Origin of the sequence: Pseudonocardia kongjuensis, assembly GCF_039526905.1 — a bacterium.
Taxonomy (GTDB): domain Bacteria; phylum Actinomycetota; class Actinomycetes; order Mycobacteriales; family Pseudonocardiaceae; genus Pseudonocardia; species Pseudonocardia kongjuensis.
On the sequence record NZ_BAAAJK010000013.1, the window covers coordinates 23,955 to 43,410 of the forward strand.

The window sequence follows — 19,456 nt, forward strand, 5'->3', positions numbered from 1 at the left end:
TCACGGGTAACTTGGGACGGCATCACGGACCGTTTCCGGCACCCGGCAGCCGGTCGCCCGTGCGGTACCGCCCGTCGCGGACGGCGCCGTCCGCGACGGGCGGTACCCCCGGGCGGCCCAGCGCGACCGGACCTGTGCGGACCGTCGCCGGTACCCCCGTCCGACAGCACCGTCCGACAGCACCGTCCTGCAGCACCGTCCGATACCGCGACTCGCGCTCGTGTCGGCGCGCTGCCCGATCCGCGCTGCGGAATGATGGACCCGTGTCCGACACGAGCATCGACATCACCGCCACTCCGGAGTGGACCGCGCTGACCGAGCACGCGGCGGAGGTCGAGCCCCGCCACCTGCGGGCGTTGTTCGCCGACGACCCGGGCCGGGCCGCCGCGCTGACCGCACGCGGCGCCGACCTGCTCCTCGACTACTCCAAGCACCGGATCACCCGGGAGACGGTCCGGCTGCTGGGCGCGCTCGCCCGGGCCGCCGGGCTCCGCGAGCGCACCGAGGCGATGTTCACCGGCGAGCGGGTCAACACCTCGGAGAACCGCGCCGTGCTGCACACCGCCCTGCGGCTCCCCCGGGACGCGACGCTGGTCGTCGACGGCCAGGACGTCGTCGCCGACGTGCACGCGGTGCTCGACCGGATGGGCGAGTTCACCGACGCGGTCCGGTCCGGCGCGTGGACCGGGTTCACCGGCAAGCCGATCCGCACCGTCGTCAACATCGGCATCGGCGGCTCCGATCTCGGCCCGGTGATGGCCTACGAGGCGCTGCGCGACTACGCCCGGCGCGACCTCGAGTGCCGCTTCGTGTCCAACATCGACCCGACCGACCTGACCGAGGCGCTGACCGGGCTGGACCCGGCGACCACGCTGTTCGTGGTGTCGTCCAAGACGTTCACCACCCAGGAGACGCTGACCAACGCGCGCAACGCCCGGTCCTGGCTGCTCGACGGGCTCGGCACCGACGACGGGAAGGCGATCGCCCAGCACTTCGTCGCGGTGTCCACCAACGCCGAGAAGGTCGCCGGGTTCGGCATCTCCACCGACAACATGTTCGGCTTCTGGGACTGGGTCGGTGGCCGGTACTCGCTGGACTCCGCGATCGGGCTGTCCCTGATGTGCGCCATCGGCAAGGAGCACTTCGCCGAGTTCCTGGCCGGGATGCACGCCATGGACGTGCACTTCCGGACCACCCCGCCGGAGGAGAACCTGCCGGTCATCGCCGGGATGCTCGGCATCTGGTACACGAACTTCTTCGGCGCCGAGACCCGCGCGGTGCTCCCCTACAGCCAGTACCTGCACCGGCTGCCCGCCTACCTGCAGCAGCTGACGATGGAGTCCAACGGCAAGTCCGTCCGCGGCGACGGCACCCCGGTCAGCACCGTCACCGGCGAGATCTTCTGGGGCGAGCCCGGCACCAACGGCCAGCACGCGTTCTACCAGCTGCTGCACCAGGGCACCCGGATCGTGCCCGCCGACTTCATCGGCTTCGCGCAGCCGCACCACGCGCTCCCCGGCGAGGACAGCGACCCGGGGGACAGCGGCTCCGGGGACATGCACGACCTGTTCATGGCGAACCTGTTCGCGCAGACCGCGGCGCTGGCGTTCGGCAAGACCGCCGAGGAGATCGCCGCCGAGGGCACCCCGGCCGACGTGGTGCCGCACAAGGTGATGCCCGGCAACCGGCCGACCTCGACGATCCTCGCCGAGAAGCTGACCCCGGCCGTGCTCGGCCAGCTGATCGCGTTCTACGAGCACGTCACGTTCGTCGAGGGCACGATCTGGGGCATCGACTCCTTCGACCAGTGGGGTGTGGAGCTCGGGAAGGTGATGGCCAGGCAGTTCGGGCCCGCGCTGTCCGCGGCCGAGCCGCCGTCGGCGCAGGAGGCCGGCCTGGACCCGTCCACCGCCGCGCTGATCGGCCAGTACCGGGCGTGGCGCGGGCGGTGAGCCCGGCCGCCCCGGCCCGCGACGTCCGCCGGCTCGCGATCGTCGCGCTGGTGCTGCTCGCGGCGGCGGTGGCGCTGATGGCCGTCGCGAGCTCCGGCGCGCTGGCCGGCCGGGACGTCGGCACCGCGGTCGGGCTGGCCGACGAGCGGCGGCCGGCGGCGACCGCGACCGCGCTGGTCGTGACCGAGATCGGCAACACCGCCGCGAGCGCGGGCCTCGCGCTGGTGGTGGGCGGCGCGCTGGCCTGGCGGGGGTTCCGGGCCGAGGGGCTGTGCGTGGCGCTCGTCCCGCTGCTGACCAGCGTCGTGTTCACCGCGCTGAAGCGGGTCCTGGACCGGCCCCGGCCGCCGGAGGAACTGCAGGTGATGGCGGTGGCGAACGAGTCGCTGCCGTCCGGGCACGCGGCGATGGCGGCCGCCGCCTGGACCGTGCTGGTGCTCGTGCTGTGGCCGCGGTGCGCGGCCCGGGGCCGGGCGCTGCTCGCCGGGTTCGCGGTGCTGTGGGTGGTGGCGGTCGGGATCACCCGGATCTACCTGGGCGTGCACTGGCTGTCCGACGTGCTCGCCGGCTGGGCGCTGGGGGCCGGGCTGGCGTTCGCCGGGGTCGCGGTGCTGGCCGCGGTGACGGCGCGCCGGGCCGCGGAGGTCTGACTCCTCGCCGGCCCGGCCGGGTGGTTCAGCCCTCCGAGGACCGCTCCTCGTCGGCGGGCGGGTCCAGGGCCCGGGTGACCGCCTCGGCCCGCGACCGGGTCGCGGCGAGCTCGCGGGCGGTCTCGATCCACCCGACGACGTCGTCGCGCACCCAGGCGCCGCGCAGCGCGTCCGCGCCCCGGGACCAGGTCCGCAGCACCCCGGTCGCCTCCCCCGCCGAGTCCGAGCGGCGCCACCGGCGGTCGGTGGCGAGCACCCGGGTCATCGCGCCGACCGCACGCATCGCCTTCGCGACCTCGGCGACGTTCTCGATCGGCACCGGCAGCCCGGCGACCGCGTGCGCGACCTGCGCCCGCCGCGCCACCAGCAGCAACCCCACCAGCGTCAGCAGCACCAGCGCCGCCCCGGCGAGCGCCGGGCCGGTGCCGAGGAACGCACCGAGCACCGCCGCCACGGCGACCACCGGCACCGCGAACCGCAGCCGTCGGGTCCATCCGGCCAGCGCGACGGCGCGATGCTGCGCCGCCCGGTCCGGCGGGCCCTGCTCGGCCCGGACCAGGCCGCGGTCGACGAACAGCAGGGCGGCATCCGAGTCGTCCGGCACGCCGAGATCATGCCACCGGCCCCGGGACGCGGAACACGCGCGCGCCGCACCGGCGTTGTCGTGATCGTGACCGAGCGGATGCGGGTACGCGCGCCGGAGCTGCGCGGGCGGCGGTGGCTGAACACCGGCGGCCGGGAGCTGACCCTGGCCGGGCTCCGCGGCCGGATCGTCGTGCTGGACTTCTGGACCTTCTGCTGCGTCAACTGCCTGCATGCGCTCGACGAGCTGCGCGCCGTCGAGCACGAGTTCGGCGACGTGCTCACCGTGATCGGCGTGCACTCGCCGAAGTTCCTGCACGAGGCCGATCCGGCGGCCGTCGAGGCGGCGGTGGAACGCTACGGCGTGGCCCATCCGGTGCTCGACGATCCGGAGCTGACCACCTGGGACGCCTACGCCGCCCGCGCCTGGCCGACGCTGGCCGTCGTCGATCCGGAGGGGTTCGTCGTCGCCCGGATGGCCGGTGAGGGGCACGGCCCCGGCCTGGCCGCCCTGGTCCGGGAGCTGATCGCCGAGCACGGCGACCGGCTGCGCCGCGGCGACGGCCCGTACCTGCCGCCGCCCGCCCCGGCCACGGCGCTGCGCTTCCCCGGGAAGGTGACCCGGCTCCCCACCGGCGGGTTCCTGGTGTCCGACAGCGCGCACCACCAGCTCGTCGAGCTGGCCGACGACCTGGTCACCGAGCGGCGCCGGTTCGGCGACGGGACCCGCGGGCTGCGCGACGGACCGGCCGCGGACGCGCGGTTCGCCGAGCCGCAGGGGCTGCTCGTGCTGCCCGACGGCGACACCGTCCTGGTCGCCGACACCGTGAACCACGCCGTCCGGTCGCTGTCGCTGGCCGCGGGCACCGTCTCCACGCTCGCCGGGACCGGCGAGCAGCTGCGCGAGCGGATCCCGCCCGGATCGGGCGCCGCACAGCTGTCGTCGCCGTGGGACCTCGCGCTGTGGGACGACGGCCGGGTGGTCGTCGCGATGGCCGGTTCGCACCAGCTGTGGACCGTCGACCCGGGCACCGGGGCCGCGACCGTGCTCGCCGGCACCACCAACGAGGGCCTGCGCGACGGCGCGTTCGACGAGGCGTTCCTGGCCCAGCCGAGCGGGCTCGCCACCGGGCCGGACGGCACGCTGTGGGTCGCCGACTCCGAGGTGTCGGCGCTGCGCCGGGTGTCGGCCGAGCCGGTCACCGGGCCGCAGGTGGGCACCGCCGTCGGGCTGGGCCTGTTCGACTTCGGGCACCGGGACGGGCCGGCCGCCGAGGCGCTGCTGCAGCACCCGCTCGGCGTCACCGTGCTGCCCGACGGCTCGGTCGCCGTCGCCGACACCTACAACGGCGCCGTACGCCGCTTCGATCCGGGCCGCGGCACCGTCAGCACCCTCGCCGACGGCCTCGCCGAGCCGTCGGACCTGCTGGTCGACGGCGACACCCTGGTCGTCGTCGAGTCGGCGGCGCACCGGCTGGTCCGGCTGCCGATTCCCGCCGGGTCGCCGGTCGCCGGGGACGCGCACCGGGTGCGCCGGGTCCCGACGCCGCTGGCCGCCGGCGTCAGCCTGCGGATCGGGTTCACCCCACCCGCCGGTCAGCACCTCGACGACCGGTTCGGCGACCCGACGTCGCTGACCGTGGCCGCCGACCCGCCCGGGCTGCTGCGCGCCGGCGCCGGCACCGCGACCGGCCTCGTCCGGACCCTCGAGCTCGATCCGGCGGTCGGGTCCGGGGTGCTGCAGGTCGCGGTCGCCGCCGCGGCCTGCGACGCCGCGCCGGACGGCACCTCCGCCACGTTCGCCGCCTGCCACCGCTACCAGCAGGACTGGGGCATCCCGGTCGTCGTGACCCCGGACGGGCCGTCCACACTCGACCTGGACCTGCGCGCGGTCCACTGAGTCCGCTACCACGGCTCGGTGACCTCGCGGAGCCGACGATGGCCCTACCCGCTGCTCGCCGTGCTCGTGCTGCTCGCCGGGTTCGTGGCACGGAACTACCGGCCGCGGGCCGCGCCGCCACCGGTGCCGGGGCACGGTGCCGTCAGCACCGAGCGGGGCGCCGTGGGTGGTGGCGCTCGCGTCCGCCGCCGACCGTCCGGTCAAGCACTGCGTGGGAACGCTGGTCGCGCCGTCGGTCGTCGTCACGGCGTCGCACTGTGTGATGAACCGGGAGCCGGCGGACCTGACGGTGATCGCCGGTCGGACCGATCTGCGGACCCGCGACGGTGTGGAGGTCCCGGCGGCCGACCTGTGGGAGGTGCCCGGTGCGTTCGACGGGAACCCGATCCTCGGCGGGCTGTCCGGCCCGGTGGCTGCGGCACCCGACCTCGGGACGGTGCTCCTCGCCGAGCCGTTGGCACAGCCGACGCTGCCGCTCGACACGACCGGTGGCGTCACCCCGGCGCGGCCGGTCGTCTTCCACGGGTGGCGGGTGGATCCGGCGGACCGACAGCGGTGCACCGGTCGTCGGCGGCGGCCGGCCGGCGGGGGTGAACGCCTGGGCCCCGACCCGGGCCCGGCAACCCCGAACCACCACGCGCGGGTCGCCACCCACGCTGCCGAGCTGCCGCGCCTGATCGACCGGGCGGGCGTCACCGGGCGGTTCACCGGCTGATCCGCCTCACCCCTCCAGCCAGGTCAGCACCGCCATCACCCGCCGGTGGTCGTCCGACGACGGGGGCAGCCCGAGCTTGGTGAAGATCGACGAGATGTGCTTCTCGACGGCCCCCTGGGTGATCACCATCAGCCGTCCGATGGCGGTGTTGGTGCGGCCCTGCGCCATCAGCTCCAGCACCTCGCGCTCGCGCGGCGACAGCTCCGCCAGCGGGTCGCGGCGGCGGCGCCGGGTGAGCAGCGCCGACACCACCTCCGGATCGAGCACGGTGCCGCCGGCGGCGACCCGGGTGAGCGCGTCGGACAGGTCGGCGAGCTTGGACACCCGGTCCTTGAGCAGGTAGCCGACGCCGCCGCCGGCCTCCAGCAGGTCGGTGGCGTAGGACTCCTCCACGTACTGGGAGAGCACCAGGATCCCGATCTCCGGGTACTGCCTGCGGATCTCCAGCGCCGCGCGCAGCCCCTCGTCGGTGAACGACGGCGGCATCCGCACGTCCACCACCGCCACCTCCGGGCGGTGCTCGGCCACCACCTCGACCAGCGCGGCCCCGTCGCCGACCGCGGCGAGCACCGTCGCACCCGCCTCCTCCAGCAGCCGGACCAGCCCCTCCCGCAGGAGCATCGAGTCCTCGGCGAGGACAACGCGCATCGTCATGCGTGCATCCTCGCCGGTGCGCCGCGGAGCGCTCACCCCTCCCCCAGCCCGGCGACCGGGACCTCGGCGGTGAGCACCGTCGGCCCGCCCGGCGGGCTGTGCACGTCCAGGCTGCCCTCGACGATCTCCAGCCGGTCGGCGAGCCCGGCCAGCCCGTGCCCCTTGCCCGGGTGGGCGCCGCCGCGGCCGTCGTCGCGGACCACCACCCGCAGGACCGTGTCGTCGACGGTGACGGTCACCGTGACCGCGGAGGCACCGGCGTGCTTGGCGATGTTGGTCAGCGCCTCGGACACCACGAAGTACGCGGTGTTCTCGACGAGTGCCGGCAACCGGGCGCCCGGGTCCAGCTCGACGTCGAGGTCCACCGGCACCGGGCAGCGGCCGGCCGCGGCGGCCAGCGCCGGGCCCAGGCCGCGGTCGGCGAGGATCGGTGGGGCGATGCCGCGGGACAGCGCGCGCAGCTCGGACAGCGCCTCGCGGGTCTGCTCGAGGGCCTCGTGCAGCAGCGGCCGGGCGCGTTCGGGATCGTCGTCGAGCCGCCGCACCGCCGACTCGAGATCCATGCCGAGCCGGACCAGCCGCTGCTGCGGCCCGTCGTGGATGTCCCGCTCCAGCCGGCGCAGCGTCTGCGCCTCCGCGGCGACCGCCGCCCGCCGGCCGGAGGCCAGCGCCTGCGCCCGGGCGCGCAGTGCCGCGGTCTGGTTGGTCAGCAGGCCGCGGGCCAGCAGGGCGCGCACGTCGGTCAGCCAGCGCACCACGGTCGGCAGGGTGACCAGCAGCAGCACGCCGAGGCCGGTGTTCAGCGCGATGTCCCCGACGCCGGAGTGCACCCCGGTCACCGACCGGAACAGGGTCCAGTCCTCGCTGCCGCGCGGGATCGACCACTGCCAGAACACGTAGAGCAGCCCGCCCAGGCCGGCCACCGACCAGACCAGCGCGACGGCCGCGGTCACCGCGCGGACCGGCAGCGCGATGACCGCGTGCGCGACGTCCCGCCAGCTCTGCGGGTCGACCAGCGCGCGGAACAGCCGGCCCATCAGCCGCCGGCCGCGGTTGGGCCGGTAGTGGTGCGGTGGCAGCGGCAGCCCGGTGGCCGCCTCGGTGGCGCGGCGCTCCAGCTCGGCGAAGCCGCGGGCCGCGGCCAGCGTGCCGACGGTGATCGGGATCCCGATCCAGATGACGAACGTCCCGGCGCCGAGCACCAGCCCGATGATCACCACCAGCCCGCTGACCACGGCCAGCGGGAGCCCGGCCAGCAGGTACGCCATCTGTGCGCCGAGCCGGGTCCGGCCGGGCCAGCCGGACGGCCAGTGCATCGCCTGCGGCAGGTGCAGCGGACCGTCCCGGAACACGTGCTCGCGCATCCCGCCGATGCCCCGGCCGTCCGCCGCCCGGACCAGGTGCGGATCGAGCGGACCGCCCGGGGGCACCCGCTCCGGCCCGGCCACCGGGTCACCGGCGGCCGCCGGGTCGTTCCCCGGCGCGCGGGTGGTCTCGGGCATCGCGGCCCCCTCCGGTTCGGGTGGTGCGCGTCGAGAATAGGCGGCGCGCGGCGATGCGCTCGCGATGCCGGGTGTGACGTGATGAGCTGGGCGCGCGACGGCGCCGACGTGAGAGCGAGGATCTTCCGGTGGACCCCTCCGACCTGCAGGACGTGCTGGACTCGGTTCGCGACTTCATCCGCACCGAGGTGGTGCCGCTGGAGGAGACGATCGACGCCGAGGACGAGGTCCCCGCGCGGATCGTCGCCCAGTGCAAGGAGATGGGGCTCTACGGGTTCACCATCCCCGAGCAGTACGGCGGCCTGGGGCTGAGCGCGTCGGAGGAGGTCCGGATGGCCTTCGAGCTCGGCTGGACGACACCCGCGCTGCGCTCGCTGTTCGGCACCAACAACGGCATCGCCGGGCACGTCCTGCTGGAGGGCGGCACCGACGAGCAGAAGCAGCGGTGGCTGCCGCGGCTGGCCTCGGGTGAGGTGACCGCGTCGTTCGGGCTGACCGAGGCCGACGCCGGGTCCGATCCCTCGTCGCTGACCACCCGCGCCGTCCGGGACGGCGACTCCTGGGTGCTCAACGGCTCGAAGCGCTACATCACCAACGCCCCGGTCGCCGACGTGATCATGGTGTTCGCCCGGACCGACCCGGACGCCCCCGGCAACCGCGGCATCTCGACCTTCCTGGTGCCGCGCGACACCCCGGGCCTGACGGTCGGGCCGAAGGACCACAAGATGGGCCAGTTCGGGGCCTGGACCGCCGACGTCCATCTCGACGACGTCCGGGTCCCGTTCGACGCCGTCGTCGGCGGCACCGACGGGATCGACAGCGGTTTCCTCACCGCCGCCCGCTGCCTGGCGCACGGCCGGCTGCACATCGCCGCGGTGTGCGTCGGGATGGCCGACCGGCTGGTCCACGAGACCGTCGAGTTCGCGCGCACCCGGGAGCAGGGCGGCCGGCCGATCGCCCGGTTCCAGCTGGTCCAGGGCCTCGTCGCGGACTCGGTGACCGACGCCCGGGCCGGCCGCGGCCTGGTCCTCGACGCGGCCCGCAGCTTCGACGACGGATCCGACAAGGTCTCCGGCCCCGCCACGGCGAAGTACTTCTGCTCGGAGATGGTGGGGCGGGTCGCCGACCGGGCGGTCCAGGTGCACGGTGGTGCGGGGTACATGCGCGGGGTCGCCGTCGAGCGGTTCTTCCGCGACGCCCGGCTGTTCCGGATCTACGAGGGCACCAGCCAGATCCAGCAGGTGATCATCGCCCGGGATGCGCTGGGGAAGGCCGCCCGGGCCTGACCCGGCCGGGCCCGCGGAGCGGGCCTCGGCGCGGGGCCTCGGCGCGGGGCCTCGGAGCGGCGCGGGGCGGGGCGGGGCGGCGCAGGTCGGGGCGACGCAGGTCGGGGCAACGCAGGTCGGGGCAACGCAGGTCGGGGCAACGCAGGTCGGGGCGGCGCAGGTCGAGGAGCGGCGCGGCTCCGCGCCGCGGGCCGCGACGCGCGGCGGCTCCACCAGCGCGGCGAACCGCCGCGCGCGGGGGCCACACCCACGTCCGCACGGGATCGCCACATCCGCACGGGATCATCACGTTCGCACGGGATCGAATCCGGTGCGAACGCCACGAACCCGTGCGAACGGCGGCCGCGCCGCCCCGGACCGCGCCGCCCCGCGGGCCGGTCCGGGCCGCGGAACGACGAACGCCCCGCCCGGGGGCGCCGGGCGGGGCGTTCGGTGGAACGGGATCAGTGGTGTGCGACACCCCGGTGGTACTCGAAGACGAGCCCACCCACCGCGATCAGGACCAGGGTCGCGCCGACGGTGACCAGCCAGGGGTACCAGAAGGCGAGCCCGATGGCGGTCAGCGCCGCGGCGGCCGCGATGCCCAGCGGCCAGTAGCTGCCCGGGGAGAAGAAGCCGACGTCGCCCGCGCCGTCGGAGACCTCGGCCTCCGGGTTGTCCTCGGGCCGCTCCTCCAGCCGGCGCGAGACGAACCGGAAGTAGGTACCGATGATCAGCGACAGGCCGGCGGTCAGCCAGAGCGCCGTCGTGCCCACGACCTCCTGGGTGAGGAACATGTACACCAGCGCGGCGATGACGAAGAACCCGGTGCAGATCTCGAAGATCCGGGACTCGATCTTCATGAGTCGTTCTCCCCTCAGCCCGTGGCCTGCGCGGCCAGCTGGCCACGGTCGGTCGGGAACGGCGTCGTCGTGATCGCCTCGGGGGCGCACCACTCGCCGCAGTTCAGCTCCTGCAGCGCCTCACCGGCGTTGTACGGCCGGCCGGTGACCGGGTTCGTCTCCTTGCGGAGCTGGATGTACCGGTCGTAGAGGGCGGGCTGCAGCGCGCGCACCTCGAAGTTCATCTGCGAGTGGTAGGTGCCGCAGAGCTCGGCGCACCGGCCGACGAACGCACCCTCGGTGTCGATGTTGTCGATCACATAGGTGTTGTCCTGGTCGTTGCGCTCCGGGAACGGGAAGACGTCGCGCTTGAACAGGAACTCCGGCACCCAGAACGAGTGGATCACGTCGGGCGAGCGCTGGGTGAACTCGATCGAGCGGTCGGTCGGCAGCACCATGATCGGGATGACGTCGCTGGTGCCCAGCGTGCTCACCGGCTGCCCGTCCGGCCCGACCTCGTCGGGGTAGGAGAACTCCCAGTTCCACTGGAAGCCGACGATGTCGACGCGGACGTCGGCCGGGCCGCCGGCGGTGGCCTCGTCCTTGTCGACGTAGTTCTGCACGTTCACGGTGAAGCCGAACAGCACCGCGACGATGACCGTCGGGATGGCGGTGAAGACCAGCTCGACCGGCAGGTTGTACTGCGTCTGGCGCGGCAGCGAGCCGTCGTCGTCCTTGCGCTTCCGGTGGAAGATCATCGCCCAGAACATGACGCCCCAGGTGATGACGCCGACGACGAGCGCGGCGATCGCGGACCAGGTCCAGAGGTTCCGCATGGCCTCGGCCTCGGGGGTGACCCCGACCGGCCATCCGAACCGGATGACCTCCTCCACCGAGCAGCCGGACAGCACCGGCGCCGCCAGCACACCCAGCAGGCCGACCTTCGCCGCCCGGGCGATCCGGGAGCGGCCTTCCGTTCGGGCCACTGCGCGCCGCCTTCCTGTCGTCTCCTGCGTCAGCCGCACTGCCAGCACGTTCTTTCCTGCCTTGCCGTCACCACGGGAACGGCCGCGACGGGCTCCGCCCCACTCGAATGGAGCACCGTCTTCGACCTCGCGTAGAGACTAGACGAAGGCCGCCCGCCGCGCGTCCTCCGGGGTCGTTGCGCGGGATCACCCGGGCGGGCGGAATCAGGCAGTCTCGCAGGAAAAAGACCGCTTCGCCCCGGGGCGCGCACGACGCGTCCGGATGACTCGTCATACTGACTTTCGTGTGCGGACTGCTGGGACTGCTGACCGCCGGGGCGGACGCCGCCAACCGGGTCGAGCCGATCGCCGACGCGCTGCGCTGTGCGCGGCATCGCGGCCCCGACGAGAGCGCGACGTGGAACGACCACGATCTCGTGCTGGGGTTCAATCGGCTGTCCATCATCGACGTCGACCACTCGCACCAGCCCCTGCACTGGGGGCCGGTGCCCGGCGAGGACACCCGGTACACGATCGTCTTCAACGGCGAGATCTACAACTACCTCGAGCTCCGTGAGGAGCTGATCGAGACCTACGACGCCGCGTTCGCCACCGAGGGCGACGGCGAGGTCATCGTGGCCGCGTTCCACTACTGGGGCCCGGACGCCGTGCAGCGGCTGCGCGGGATGTTCGCGTTCGCCATCTGGGACGCCGTCGAGCGCGAGATGTTCCTCGCCCGCGACCCGTTCGGCATCAAGCCGCTGTTCCTGGCGACGACCGCGACCGGCACCGCGTTCGCCAGCGAGAAGAAGTCGCTGCTCGCGCTGGCCGGCGAGCTGGGCATCGGGCTGGACCTGGAGCCCGCCGCGCTGCAGCACTACCTGACCCTGCAGTACGTGCCGGAGCCGATGTCGCTGCACCGGATGATCTCCCGGGTGGAGTCCGGCACGCACGTGACCGTCCGCCCCGGCGAGGAGCCGCTGCACCAGCGCTACTTCGCGCCGAAGTTCATCTCGCTGCCCAGCCACGCCCCGGCGAGCGCCGAGGCCGAGGCGATCGTGCACGGCGAGATCGCCGACGTGCTGCGCGACTCGGTGGCCAAGCACATGCGCGCGGACGTGACCGTCGGCGCGTTCCTCTCCGGCGGCATCGACTCGACCGCGATCGCGGCGCTCGCCAAGGAGCACAACCCGAACCTGATCACGTTCACCACCGGGTTCGAGCGCGAGGGCTACTCCGAGGTCGACGTGGCCGCGGAGTCGGCCGCGGCGATCGGCGTCCGGCACGTGGTCCGGACGGTCAAGCCGGACGAGATGATGGAGTCGCTGCCGCTCATCATCTGGTACCTCGACGACCCGGTGGCCGATCCGGCGCTGGTCCCGCTGTGGTTCATCGCGCGGGAGGCCCGCGAGCACGTCAAGGTCGTGCTGTCCGGCGAGGGCGCCGACGAGCTGTTCGGCGGGTACTCGATCTACCGGGAGCCGCTGTCGCTGGCGCCGTTCGAGAAGGTCCCCGGCACGCTGCGGCCGATCATGCGCCGGGCGTCGCGGCGGATGCCGGAGGGCATGCGCGGCAAGGACCTGCTGCGCCGCGGCTCGCTGAGCCTGGAGCAGCGCTACTACGGCAACGCGCGGATCTTCCGCGACGACCAGCTGCACGAGGTGCTGCGCGGCTACGACCCGCGGGTGTCGCACCAGGACGTCACGGCGCCGCACTACTTCGCCAGCCACGACTGGGACCCGGTCGCCCGGATGCAGCACGTGGACCTGTTCACCTGGCTGCGCGGCGACATCCTGGTCAAGGCCGACAAGATGACGATGGCGCACTCGCTGGAGCTGCGGGTGCCGTTCCTCGATCCCGAGGTGTTCGACATCGCGTCGTCGCTGCCGCAGTCGCAGAAGATCACCCACGGCTCGAACGGCACGACGAAGTACGCGCTGCGCCGGGCCTGCGAGGGGATCATCCCGCCGCACGTGCTGAACCGGCCGAAGCTGGGCTTCCCGGTGCCGATCCGGCACTGGCTGCGCGACGAGATGTACGCCTGGGCGCGGGACATCCTGCAGAACTCCGGTGCCGGGCACCTGATCGACCTGCAGGCCGTGCACCGCATGCTGGACGCGCACCGGGAGGGTCCGGTGGACCACTCCCGGCGGATCTGGGCGGTGCTGGTGTTCCTGATCTGGCACGGCATCTTCGTCGAGCGCCGGATCGTGCCGGACGTCCCGACGCCCACCTACCCGGTCAAGATCTGACCCGCTGCAGGTCGCGGCGCAGGCGCGGCGACCTGCAGCGGCGGATCCCGTCGAGCCACCGGTGCGGCGGGTGGGCCAGCCGCACCAGGTGGTAGTTGACGTACTCGGCGACGCCGAACAGCCACACCGCCAGGCACAGCAGCGCCGCCCCCGGGCCCGGCGGCCACCACAGCGCGATCCCGGCGAGGCCGAGCACGAGCAGCAGCGCGCTGGTCGCGCGGACCGCGCGGTGTGCTGCCGCCTCCCGGGGCCGCATCCGGCCCCCGGGGATCCGCCGGCGGGCGAGCAGCCAGTACGTCCCGGCGTGCAGCAGCACCGCGAGCAGCCCGGCGAGCGCGGCCGCCAGCGCCGGACCGGTCGCGAGGCGCCCGGCCACCGGGACCGCGACCGCCGCGAACACCGCTGCGGCGGCGAGCTCGCCGACGCCGAGGCGCAGGTACTCGCGGCGCAGCGCGGCGACCGCGGTCACCCGGCCGCCGTCCCCGCGCCGGACCGGACCGGACCGGGCCACACCGCGCCGGGCCGCACCGGGCCGGACAGCCACGCCGCGCCGGACCGCACCGGGCCGGACAGCCACGCCGCGCCCGACCGCACCGGGCCGGACAGCCACCCCGCGCCCGACCGCACCGGGCCGGGCAGCCACGCCGCGCCGGACCGCACCGGGCCGGACAGCCACCCCGGGCCGGGCCGCACCGGGCCCGGACAGCGGACCGGCCGGCGTCCGCGGGTCGCGGGCGCCGGCCGGGGTGTCACGGGAGCGGACGGTCAGGCGGGCAGCACGGCCCGGAGCTCGTCGGCGGCGAGATCGCCGAACGTGTCGCGCAGCCGGGTCAGCGCCGCGTCCCGGTCCCAGGTCCACTCCTGCGGGCCGTCGGACTCCAGGACGTAGGTCGCGATCAGCGCGCCCAGCTGCGCCGAGCGCTCCAGCGGCAGACCGCCGGCGACGGCGGTGAGGAACCCGGCGCGCCAGGCGTCGCCGACCCCGGTCGGGTCGACCTGCTCGGTCGGCGGGACGACGTCGATCCAGGTCTCGGTGCCGCCGGACTCGACGATCACCGCGCCCTTCTCGCCGAAGGTGGTGATCCGGGTGCCGACCTTCGCGCCGACGTCCTCGGCGGTCCAGCCGGTCTTCTTCATCAGCAGCTCGAACTCGTAGTCGTTGGTGACCAGGTAGGTGGCGCCCTCGACGAGCCGGCGCACCTCGGGGCCCTCCATCCGGGCGAGCTGCTGCGAGGGGTCGGCGAGGAACGGATAGCCACGGTCACGGCACTCGTCGGTGTGCCGGACCATCGCCTCCGGGTCGCTGGCGCCGATCAGCACCAGGTCGAACCCGCCGACCCGCTCGGCGATCGGGGCCAGCTCGATCTCCTTCGACTTGGCCATCGCGCCGGTGTAGAAGGAGGCGATCTGGCGCATGTCGTCGTCGGTGGTGCAGACGAACCGCGCGGTGTGCACGTCGTCGTGGGTGGAGACGCCGGACGTGTCCACGCCCAGGTCCTCCAGCACCTTCCTGTACTCGGCGAAGTCGGCTCCGACCGCCCCGATGAGCACCGGGCTCTGGCCCAGCACACCCAGCGCGAAGGCGATGTTCCCGGCCACCCCGCCCCGGCGGACCGTCAGGTCGTCGACCAGGAAGCTGACCGAGATCCGGTCCAGCTGCTCGGCGAGGATCTGCTCGGAGAACTTCCCCGGGAAGTGCATCAGGTTGTCGGAGGCGATCGATCCCGTCACGGCAATAGGCACGCAGCGGACCCTACGTCACGCAGCCGGGCCCCGTCATGATCGAAGCGATCTTGACGGGGCCCGGATGTGCCTTTCACCAGGCAATACGCCGGTGACGCAGACCTCAGTTGAAGCTGTCGCCGCAGGCGCAGGAGCCACCGGCGTTCGGGTTGTCGATGGTGAAGCCCTGCTTCTCGATGGTGTCGACGAAGTCGATCGTGGCGCCCTGCAGGTACGGCGCGCTCATCCGGTCGACGCCCACCTTCAGGCCCTGGAAGTCCCGGAACAGGTCGCCGTCGAGCGAGCGGTCGTCGAAGAAGAGCTGGTAGCGCAGCCCGGCACAGCCACCCGGCTGCACGGCGATGCGCAGGTGCATGTCGTCGCGCCCCTCCTGCTCGAGCAGGGTGCGCGCCTTCACGGCGGCGGACTCCGTGAGCTCCACACCGTGGGTCTCTTCCGCGGTGGCGGCGTTTCCGGCGTTCACTGCGTTCTCGACGGTCATGGCTCTCCCAACAACGTGCGGGTCCGCCGTGTTCCCCCGGCGGTGCTCTTCCTCAGGTCAATACTACGACGCCGGGTGGGAGTCCAGCCCGGTGGCGAACCCCCGTTCGGCGACGGCGGACGTGGCGGCCGTCACCGTGCCCCGCCCGGTCACCGGTTCCACTGCGGCGCGACCCGGGACGCGAGCTCGGCCAGCGTCCCGGCCGGGTCGGCCATCGAGGCGTCCAGCCCGAGCTCGTCGGCGACGCCGTGCGCCGCGTCGACGCCTGCCGCACCGGCCTCCCGGCGCCCGACGCTGACCTGGCCGGCCAGCACCACGCACGGGATCCCCCGGTCCGCCGCGCCGCGGGCGACCGCGGTGATCAGCTTCCCGCGCAGCGACTGCCAGTCGAAGCTGCCCTCGCCGGTGACGGCCAGGCCGCCCGCCCCGGCGGCGGCGTCCAGCTCGGCGTCCAGCCCGACCAGCCGCCGGACCAGGCCGGCCCCGGACTCGACGCGTGCGCCGAGCGCGAGCAGCGCCGCACCGAGCCCGCCGGCGGCACCGCCCGCGGCGTCGTCGCGGATGTCGCGCCCGGCCGTCCCGGCCAGCACCCCGGCGAACACGCCCAGCGCGGCGTCCAGCTCGGCGACGGTGGCCGCGTCGGCGCCCTTCTGCGGCCCGAACACCGCGGCGGCGCCGTGCTCGCCGAGCAGCGGGTTGTCCACGTCGGAGGCCGCGACGAGCTGCATCCCGCCCAGGTCGGGGCGGCCGTCGAGGCGGTCGCAGAGGGCCAGCGCGGCGCCGCCCGGGGGCAGCGCGAGGCCGTCGGTGTCGACCGGCGCGGCGCCGAGCGCGGCGAGCATCCCGGCGCCGCCGTCGGTGGTGGCGGACCCGCCGAGCCCGACGACCGCCGTCCGGACGCCGCGGTCGCGGGCGTCGGCGAGCAGCTCGCCGACGCCGTAGGTGGTGGCGGTCCGGGCGACCGCGGGCACCCGGTCCGCCCGGGCCACGTGGTGCAGCCCGCACGCCGAGGCGCACTCCAGGTAGCCGGTGTCGCCGACCTGCAGCCAGGAACCCGGGACCGGGTCACCGAGCGGGCCGGTCACCTCCAGCTCGTGCACGGTGCCGCCGAGCGCGGTGTGCAGCACCTCGACGAAACCGGTCCCGCCGTCGGCCAGCGGGACCAGCCGCAGGTCCGCCGCCGGTACCGATCTCCGCCAGCCCTCGGCGATCGCCTCCGCCGCCTCGCGCGCACTCAGCGTCCCGCCGAAGGAGTCCGGGGCAACCACGATCCGCATGCGGGCGAGGCTAGCCCGGGCCCGTATTGTGAGAGGTGTGAGGTTCCTGCGCCGTTCCGACAGCTCCGACCAGGCCGGGCAGACCGCGGTCGACACCCCGGTCGCCGAGGGCGCCGAGGCCGCCGGGGACGAGGGCGCGGACGGCCGGTCCCGCCCGCACACCACACCCGGCAAGGGCCGCGCGACGCCCAAGCGCCGCGATGCCGAGGGCAAGCGCCGCGGGCCGGCCCCGCCCCCGCCGCGCACCCAGCGCGAGGCCGCGAAGCTGGCCAAGGCCAACCGCCCGTCCCGGGAGGACCGCCGGGCCAAGGCCGCGGAGCGCCGCCGCCGGATGGACGCGGGCGACGACCGGGTGCTGCTCCCCCGCGACCGTGGCAAGGTCCGCGCCTACGTGCGCGACATCGTCGACTCCCGCCCGCACGTGATCGGGCTGTTCCTGCCGCTGGCGGCGCTGGTGCTGGTCGCCGCGCTGATCCAGAACCCGGTCATCCAGCAGTACGTCACGCTGTTCACGTTCCTGATGCTGGCGGTGATGGTCGTCGAGGGCACGCTGCTCGGCTACCAGGTGCTGCGCAAGGCCCGCGAGAAGTTCCCGGAGGAGGACATCCGCGGGCTCGGCACCGGCTGGTACGCCTTCTCCCGGGCCACCCAGCCGCGCCGGATGCGGGTGCCGAAGCCGCGGGTCAAGCGCGGCGACAACCCCTGACGACGGGCGCGCGGCGCCACCCGTGTGACGCGGGTGGCGCAATGTAACGCTGACCGGCCGGACCCGGCCGGGCAATTCCACCGGGCTGGACTGGGCACCTTGCGGGGAACCCGCCCGCACGGAGGGAGATCCCGTGTCCGTGTCACCACCCGTGTCCCCGCCCCTGCCGGCGCAGGGGCAACCGTCCCGGTCGCCGTCACCCGCCGCCCCCGGCCCGCGGCCCGGCGTGCTCGACACCGCCGCCGCGGCGTTCGCGGCCGGCCGCCCGGTGCTGGTCACCGGATGCGCCGGCCCGGTCCCGGTCCAGCTCGTCGCCGATCCGGCCACCGCGGGTCCCGCGGGCACCGCCTGGCTGATCCGGCACGGTTCCGGCCTGCTCACCGCCCCGCTCACCGCCGGGCGGGCGGTGCTGCTCGGGCTGCCGCCGATGTCGGTGACCGCGGACTCGCGGCGCGGCGGCCCGACCGTCACCGTCGACGCCGCCACCGGCATCGGCACCGGGATCAGCGCCGTCGACCGGGCGCGCACCCTGCGGGTGCTGGCCGATCCCGGCGCGTCCCGCTCCGATCTCACCCGGCCCGGGCACGTGATGCCGGTCGTCGCCGACGACGTCCCCGGACCGGCCGGCACGGCACTGGCCCTGCTGCGGCTGGCCCGGGGCGGCGAGGTCGCCGTCGCGACCGTCCCGGTCGACGACCGCGGGGAGCCGCTGACCGTCGCCGCGGCGGCCGCGTTCGCGGTCCGGCACCGGCTCGTCGTCGTCGACGCGGCCACCGTGACCGGGGCCGGCCCGGTGCCGGCCGCCGCGCACCCGCAGGACCAGACCCCGGGAGCGTCCCGGGGCACGACCCGTCCCGGAGGTTCCCCGTGTCCGTGATCGTGGTGGCCGGCAACCCGAAGCCCGGCTCGCGCACCCTGTCCGCGGCCCGGCGGGTGGCCGAGGCGCTCACCGGCGCCGCGCCGGACGCCGAGGTCGACGTGATCGGCCTCGGCCCCGGCCTGCTCGGCTGGGGCGACGCGGCGGTCGCCGAGGCGGTCGCGGCGGTGTCGCAGGCCCGGCTCGCCGTCGTCGCCAGCCCGACGTTCAAGGCGACCTACACCGGGGTGCTCAAGCTGTTCCTCGACCAGTTCGGCACCGGCACCGGCCTGCGCGGCGTGGTCGCCGTGCCGCTGATGCTCGGCGCCGGGCCGGCCCACGCGATGGCGCCGGAACTGCTGCTCAAGCCGGTGCTCGTGGAGCTCGGGGCGACCTGCCCCGCGCCCGGGCTGTACCTGCGCGACGACGCCTGGGCCGACGATCCCGCGGTGCCGGAGTACGCCGCCCGCTGGAGTCCGGTGCTCGACGCCTGCACGACGGCGGTGCTCCGGTGACCGCGCCCGGCGCCGCCGACCTGCGGCGGGTGTTCGGCTGCTTCCCGAGCGGGGTGACGGCGATCTGCGCGGAGCTCGACGGGCGGCCGGTGGGGATGGCGGCGAGCGCCTTCACCGGGGTGTCGCTGGACCCGCCGCTGGTGTCGGTCTGCATGCAGGACACCTCGACGACCTGGCCGGTGCTGCGCGCGCTGCCCCGGCTGGGGGTGTCGGTGCTGGCGTCCCCGCACGACGACGCCTGCCGCAGGCTGTCCGCCCGCACCGGTGACCGGTTCGCCGGGCTGCCGATCCGGACCGACGAGGACGGGGCGGTGCTCGTCGACGGCGCCGCGGCGTGGTTCACCTGCACCCTGCACGCCGAGCTGCCGGCCGGCGACCACGTGATCGCGCTGTTGCGGGTGCACGCCCTCGACGGGCGGCACGAGGTGGATCCGCTGGTGTTCCACGCGGGCCGGTTCCGCGCACTGGCCGGCTGACCCGCGGCCGGCCAGGTTACGCACGGCCACCGGACACCGACCGCGGCGCAACGCGCGGGTTACCCACCGTGCCGGGCTCGGAAACACCCCGATCCGAGGCTGGGGGCCCCACTCCGATCACGG

Annotated in this window: 20 protein-coding genes; 10 read left to right on the forward strand and 10 right to left on the reverse strand. The window is 74.7% G+C overall.

Annotated elements, in window-relative coordinates; translation table 11 throughout:
- Nucleotides 1–263 precede the first annotated feature (263 nt).
- Both pgi and ABD160_RS16660 read left to right on the forward strand, forming a co-directional pair.
- Nucleotides 264–1,952, forward strand: coding sequence for a glucose-6-phosphate isomerase (pgi, locus tag ABD160_RS16655; protein WP_344023384.1), 1,689 nt, complete (start codon nucleotides 264–266; stop codon nucleotides 1,950–1,952).
- The gene (locus tag ABD160_RS16660; protein ID WP_344023385.1) at nucleotides 1,949–2,602 is read left to right on the forward strand and encodes a phosphatase PAP2 family protein; all 654 of its coding nucleotides are present in this window, start codon (nucleotides 1,949–1,951) and stop codon (nucleotides 2,600–2,602) included. The genes pgi and ABD160_RS16660 overlap by 4 nt, the downstream gene beginning before the upstream one ends.
- 25 nt (nucleotides 2,603–2,627) lie before the next feature.
- Here the strand turns inward: ABD160_RS16660 and ABD160_RS16665 are convergent, their stop codons facing one another.
- A complete protein-coding gene (locus ABD160_RS16665; protein WP_344023386.1) occupies nucleotides 2,628–3,206 on the reverse strand; it encodes a hypothetical protein in 579 nt (192 codons plus the stop codon).
- Between the two features lie 78 nt (nucleotides 3,207–3,284).
- Here ABD160_RS16665 and ABD160_RS16670 point away from each other — a divergent pair, with 78 nt between their 5' ends.
- Both ABD160_RS16670 and ABD160_RS16675 read left to right on the forward strand, forming a co-directional pair.
- The gene (locus ABD160_RS16670; RefSeq protein ID WP_344023445.1) at nucleotides 3,285–5,084 is read left to right on the forward strand and encodes an NHL domain-containing thioredoxin family protein; all 1,800 of its coding nucleotides are present in this window, start codon (nucleotides 3,285–3,287) and stop codon (nucleotides 5,082–5,084) included.
- A 136-nt stretch (nucleotides 5,085–5,220) separates the two neighbouring features.
- Nucleotides 5,221–5,799, forward strand: a complete 579-nt coding sequence (locus tag ABD160_RS16675) for a trypsin-like serine protease (protein ID WP_344023388.1) — start codon at nucleotides 5,221–5,223, stop codon at nucleotides 5,797–5,799.
- A gap of 6 nt (nucleotides 5,800–5,805) precedes the next feature.
- Here ABD160_RS16675 and ABD160_RS16680 read toward each other — a convergent pair whose 3' ends face one another.
- Together ABD160_RS16680 and ABD160_RS16685 are read right to left on the reverse strand one after the other, a co-directional pair.
- The gene (locus tag ABD160_RS16680) at nucleotides 5,806–6,447 is read right to left on the reverse strand and encodes a response regulator transcription factor (protein WP_344023447.1); all 642 of its coding nucleotides are present in this window, start codon (nucleotides 6,445–6,447) and stop codon (nucleotides 5,806–5,808) included.
- 38 nt (nucleotides 6,448–6,485) lie between these two features.
- Nucleotides 6,486–7,955, reverse strand: coding sequence for a sensor histidine kinase (locus tag ABD160_RS16685; protein ID WP_344023390.1), 1,470 nt, complete (start codon nucleotides 7,953–7,955; stop codon nucleotides 6,486–6,488).
- A 128-nt stretch (nucleotides 7,956–8,083) separates the two neighbouring features.
- Between ABD160_RS16685 and ABD160_RS16690 the strand changes: the two genes are divergently transcribed.
- Complete coding sequence (locus ABD160_RS16690) at nucleotides 8,084–9,241, forward strand: acyl-CoA dehydrogenase family protein (RefSeq protein ID WP_344023393.1); 1,158 nt, start codon at nucleotides 8,084–8,086, stop codon at nucleotides 9,239–9,241.
- A 443-nt stretch (nucleotides 9,242–9,684) separates the two neighbouring features.
- On the opposite strand, the gene ABD160_RS16695 is transcribed toward ABD160_RS16690, so the two are convergent.
- Nucleotides 9,685–10,083, reverse strand: coding sequence for a cytochrome c oxidase subunit 4 (locus tag ABD160_RS16695; protein ID WP_344023396.1), 399 nt, complete (start codon nucleotides 10,081–10,083; stop codon nucleotides 9,685–9,687).
- A 14-nt stretch (nucleotides 10,084–10,097) separates the two neighbouring features.
- The gene (ctaC, locus tag ABD160_RS16700) at nucleotides 10,098–11,048 is read right to left on the reverse strand and encodes an aa3-type cytochrome oxidase subunit II (RefSeq protein WP_344023398.1); all 951 of its coding nucleotides are present in this window, start codon (nucleotides 11,046–11,048) and stop codon (nucleotides 10,098–10,100) included.
- A gap of 284 nt (nucleotides 11,049–11,332) precedes the next feature.
- On the opposite strand from ctaC, the gene asnB reads away from it, so the two are divergent.
- On the forward strand, nucleotides 11,333–13,279 hold the full coding sequence (gene asnB, locus ABD160_RS16705; RefSeq protein ID WP_344023400.1) for an asparagine synthase (glutamine-hydrolyzing): 1,947 nt from the start codon (nucleotides 11,333–11,335) through the stop codon (nucleotides 13,277–13,279).
- Here asnB and ABD160_RS16710 read toward each other — a convergent pair.
- The 5 genes from ABD160_RS16710 to ABD160_RS16730 form a co-directional block, all read right to left on the reverse strand.
- Nucleotides 13,269–13,748, reverse strand: a complete 480-nt coding sequence (locus tag ABD160_RS16710) for a hypothetical protein (protein ID WP_344023401.1) — start codon at nucleotides 13,746–13,748, stop codon at nucleotides 13,269–13,271. The two genes, asnB and ABD160_RS16710, sit on opposite strands and share 11 nt — an antisense overlap.
- On the reverse strand, nucleotides 13,745–14,032 hold the full coding sequence (locus tag ABD160_RS16715) for a hypothetical protein (protein ID WP_344023403.1): 288 nt from the start codon (nucleotides 14,030–14,032) through the stop codon (nucleotides 13,745–13,747). Before ABD160_RS16715 ends, ABD160_RS16710 begins: the two co-directional genes overlap by 4 nt.
- Nucleotides 14,033–14,044: 12 nt before the next feature.
- The gene (locus tag ABD160_RS16720) at nucleotides 14,045–14,980 is read right to left on the reverse strand and encodes a carbohydrate kinase family protein (RefSeq protein WP_344023449.1); all 936 of its coding nucleotides are present in this window, start codon (nucleotides 14,978–14,980) and stop codon (nucleotides 14,045–14,047) included.
- Nucleotides 14,981–15,125: 145 nt separating this feature from the next.
- A complete protein-coding gene (locus ABD160_RS16725) occupies nucleotides 15,126–15,503 on the reverse strand; it encodes a HesB/IscA family protein (protein ID WP_344023405.1) in 378 nt (125 codons plus the stop codon).
- A 149-nt stretch (nucleotides 15,504–15,652) separates the two neighbouring features.
- Nucleotides 15,653–16,780: a glycerate kinase family protein gene (locus tag ABD160_RS16730; RefSeq protein WP_344023407.1), complete on the reverse strand. Its 1,128-nt coding sequence runs from the start codon at nucleotides 16,778–16,780 to the stop codon at nucleotides 15,653–15,655.
- Between the two features lie 37 nt (nucleotides 16,781–16,817).
- On the opposite strand from ABD160_RS16730, the gene ABD160_RS16735 reads away from it, so the two are divergent.
- The 4 genes from ABD160_RS16735 to ABD160_RS16750 all read left to right on the forward strand — a co-directional run bounded on the left by ABD160_RS16735 (nucleotide 16,818) and on the right by ABD160_RS16750 (nucleotide 19,333).
- Nucleotides 16,818–17,486, forward strand: a complete 669-nt coding sequence (locus tag ABD160_RS16735; RefSeq protein ID WP_344023409.1) for a DUF3043 domain-containing protein — start codon at nucleotides 16,818–16,820, stop codon at nucleotides 17,484–17,486.
- A 139-nt stretch (nucleotides 17,487–17,625) separates the two neighbouring features.
- Nucleotides 17,626–18,363: a 3,4-dihydroxy-2-butanone-4-phosphate synthase gene (locus tag ABD160_RS16740; protein WP_344023411.1), complete on the forward strand. Its 738-nt coding sequence runs from the start codon at nucleotides 17,626–17,628 to the stop codon at nucleotides 18,361–18,363.
- A complete protein-coding gene (locus ABD160_RS16745) occupies nucleotides 18,354–18,857 on the forward strand; it encodes an NADPH-dependent FMN reductase (protein ID WP_344023413.1) in 504 nt (167 codons plus the stop codon). Before ABD160_RS16740 ends, ABD160_RS16745 begins: the two co-directional genes overlap by 10 nt.
- Nucleotides 18,854–19,333, forward strand: coding sequence for a flavin reductase family protein (locus ABD160_RS16750; RefSeq protein ID WP_344023415.1), 480 nt, complete (start codon nucleotides 18,854–18,856; stop codon nucleotides 19,331–19,333). The genes ABD160_RS16745 and ABD160_RS16750 overlap by 4 nt, the downstream gene beginning before the upstream one ends.
- Nucleotides 19,334–19,456 lie beyond the last annotated feature (123 nt).

What these genes read in the sequence shown, in the direction of transcription:
- ABD160_RS16670 (WP_344023445.1), top strand. Translation starts at nt 3,285, where the DNA reads ATGCGGGTACGCGCGCCGGAGCTGCGCGGGCGGCGGTGGCTGAACACC.
- ABD160_RS16680 (WP_344023447.1), bottom strand. Translation starts at nt 6,447, where the DNA reads ATGCGCGTTGTCCTCGCCGAGGACTCGATGCTCCTGCGGGAGGGGCTG.
- ABD160_RS16685 (WP_344023390.1), bottom strand. Translation starts at nt 7,955, where the DNA reads ATGCCCGAGACCACCCGCGCGCCGGGGAACGACCCGGCGGCCGCCGGT.
- ABD160_RS16695 (WP_344023396.1), bottom strand. Translation starts at nt 10,083, where the DNA reads ATGAAGATCGAGTCCCGGATCTTCGAGATCTGCACCGGGTTCTTCGTC.
- ABD160_RS16720 (WP_344023449.1), bottom strand. Translation starts at nt 14,980, where the DNA reads ATGCACTTCCCGGGGAAGTTCTCCGAGCAGATCCTCGCCGAGCAGCTG.
- ABD160_RS16725 (WP_344023405.1), bottom strand. Translation starts at nt 15,503, where the DNA reads ATGACCGTCGAGAACGCAGTGAACGCCGGAAACGCCGCCACCGCGGAA.
- ABD160_RS16730 (WP_344023407.1), bottom strand. Translation starts at nt 16,780, where the DNA reads ATGCGGATCGTGGTTGCCCCGGACTCCTTCGGCGGGACGCTGAGTGCG.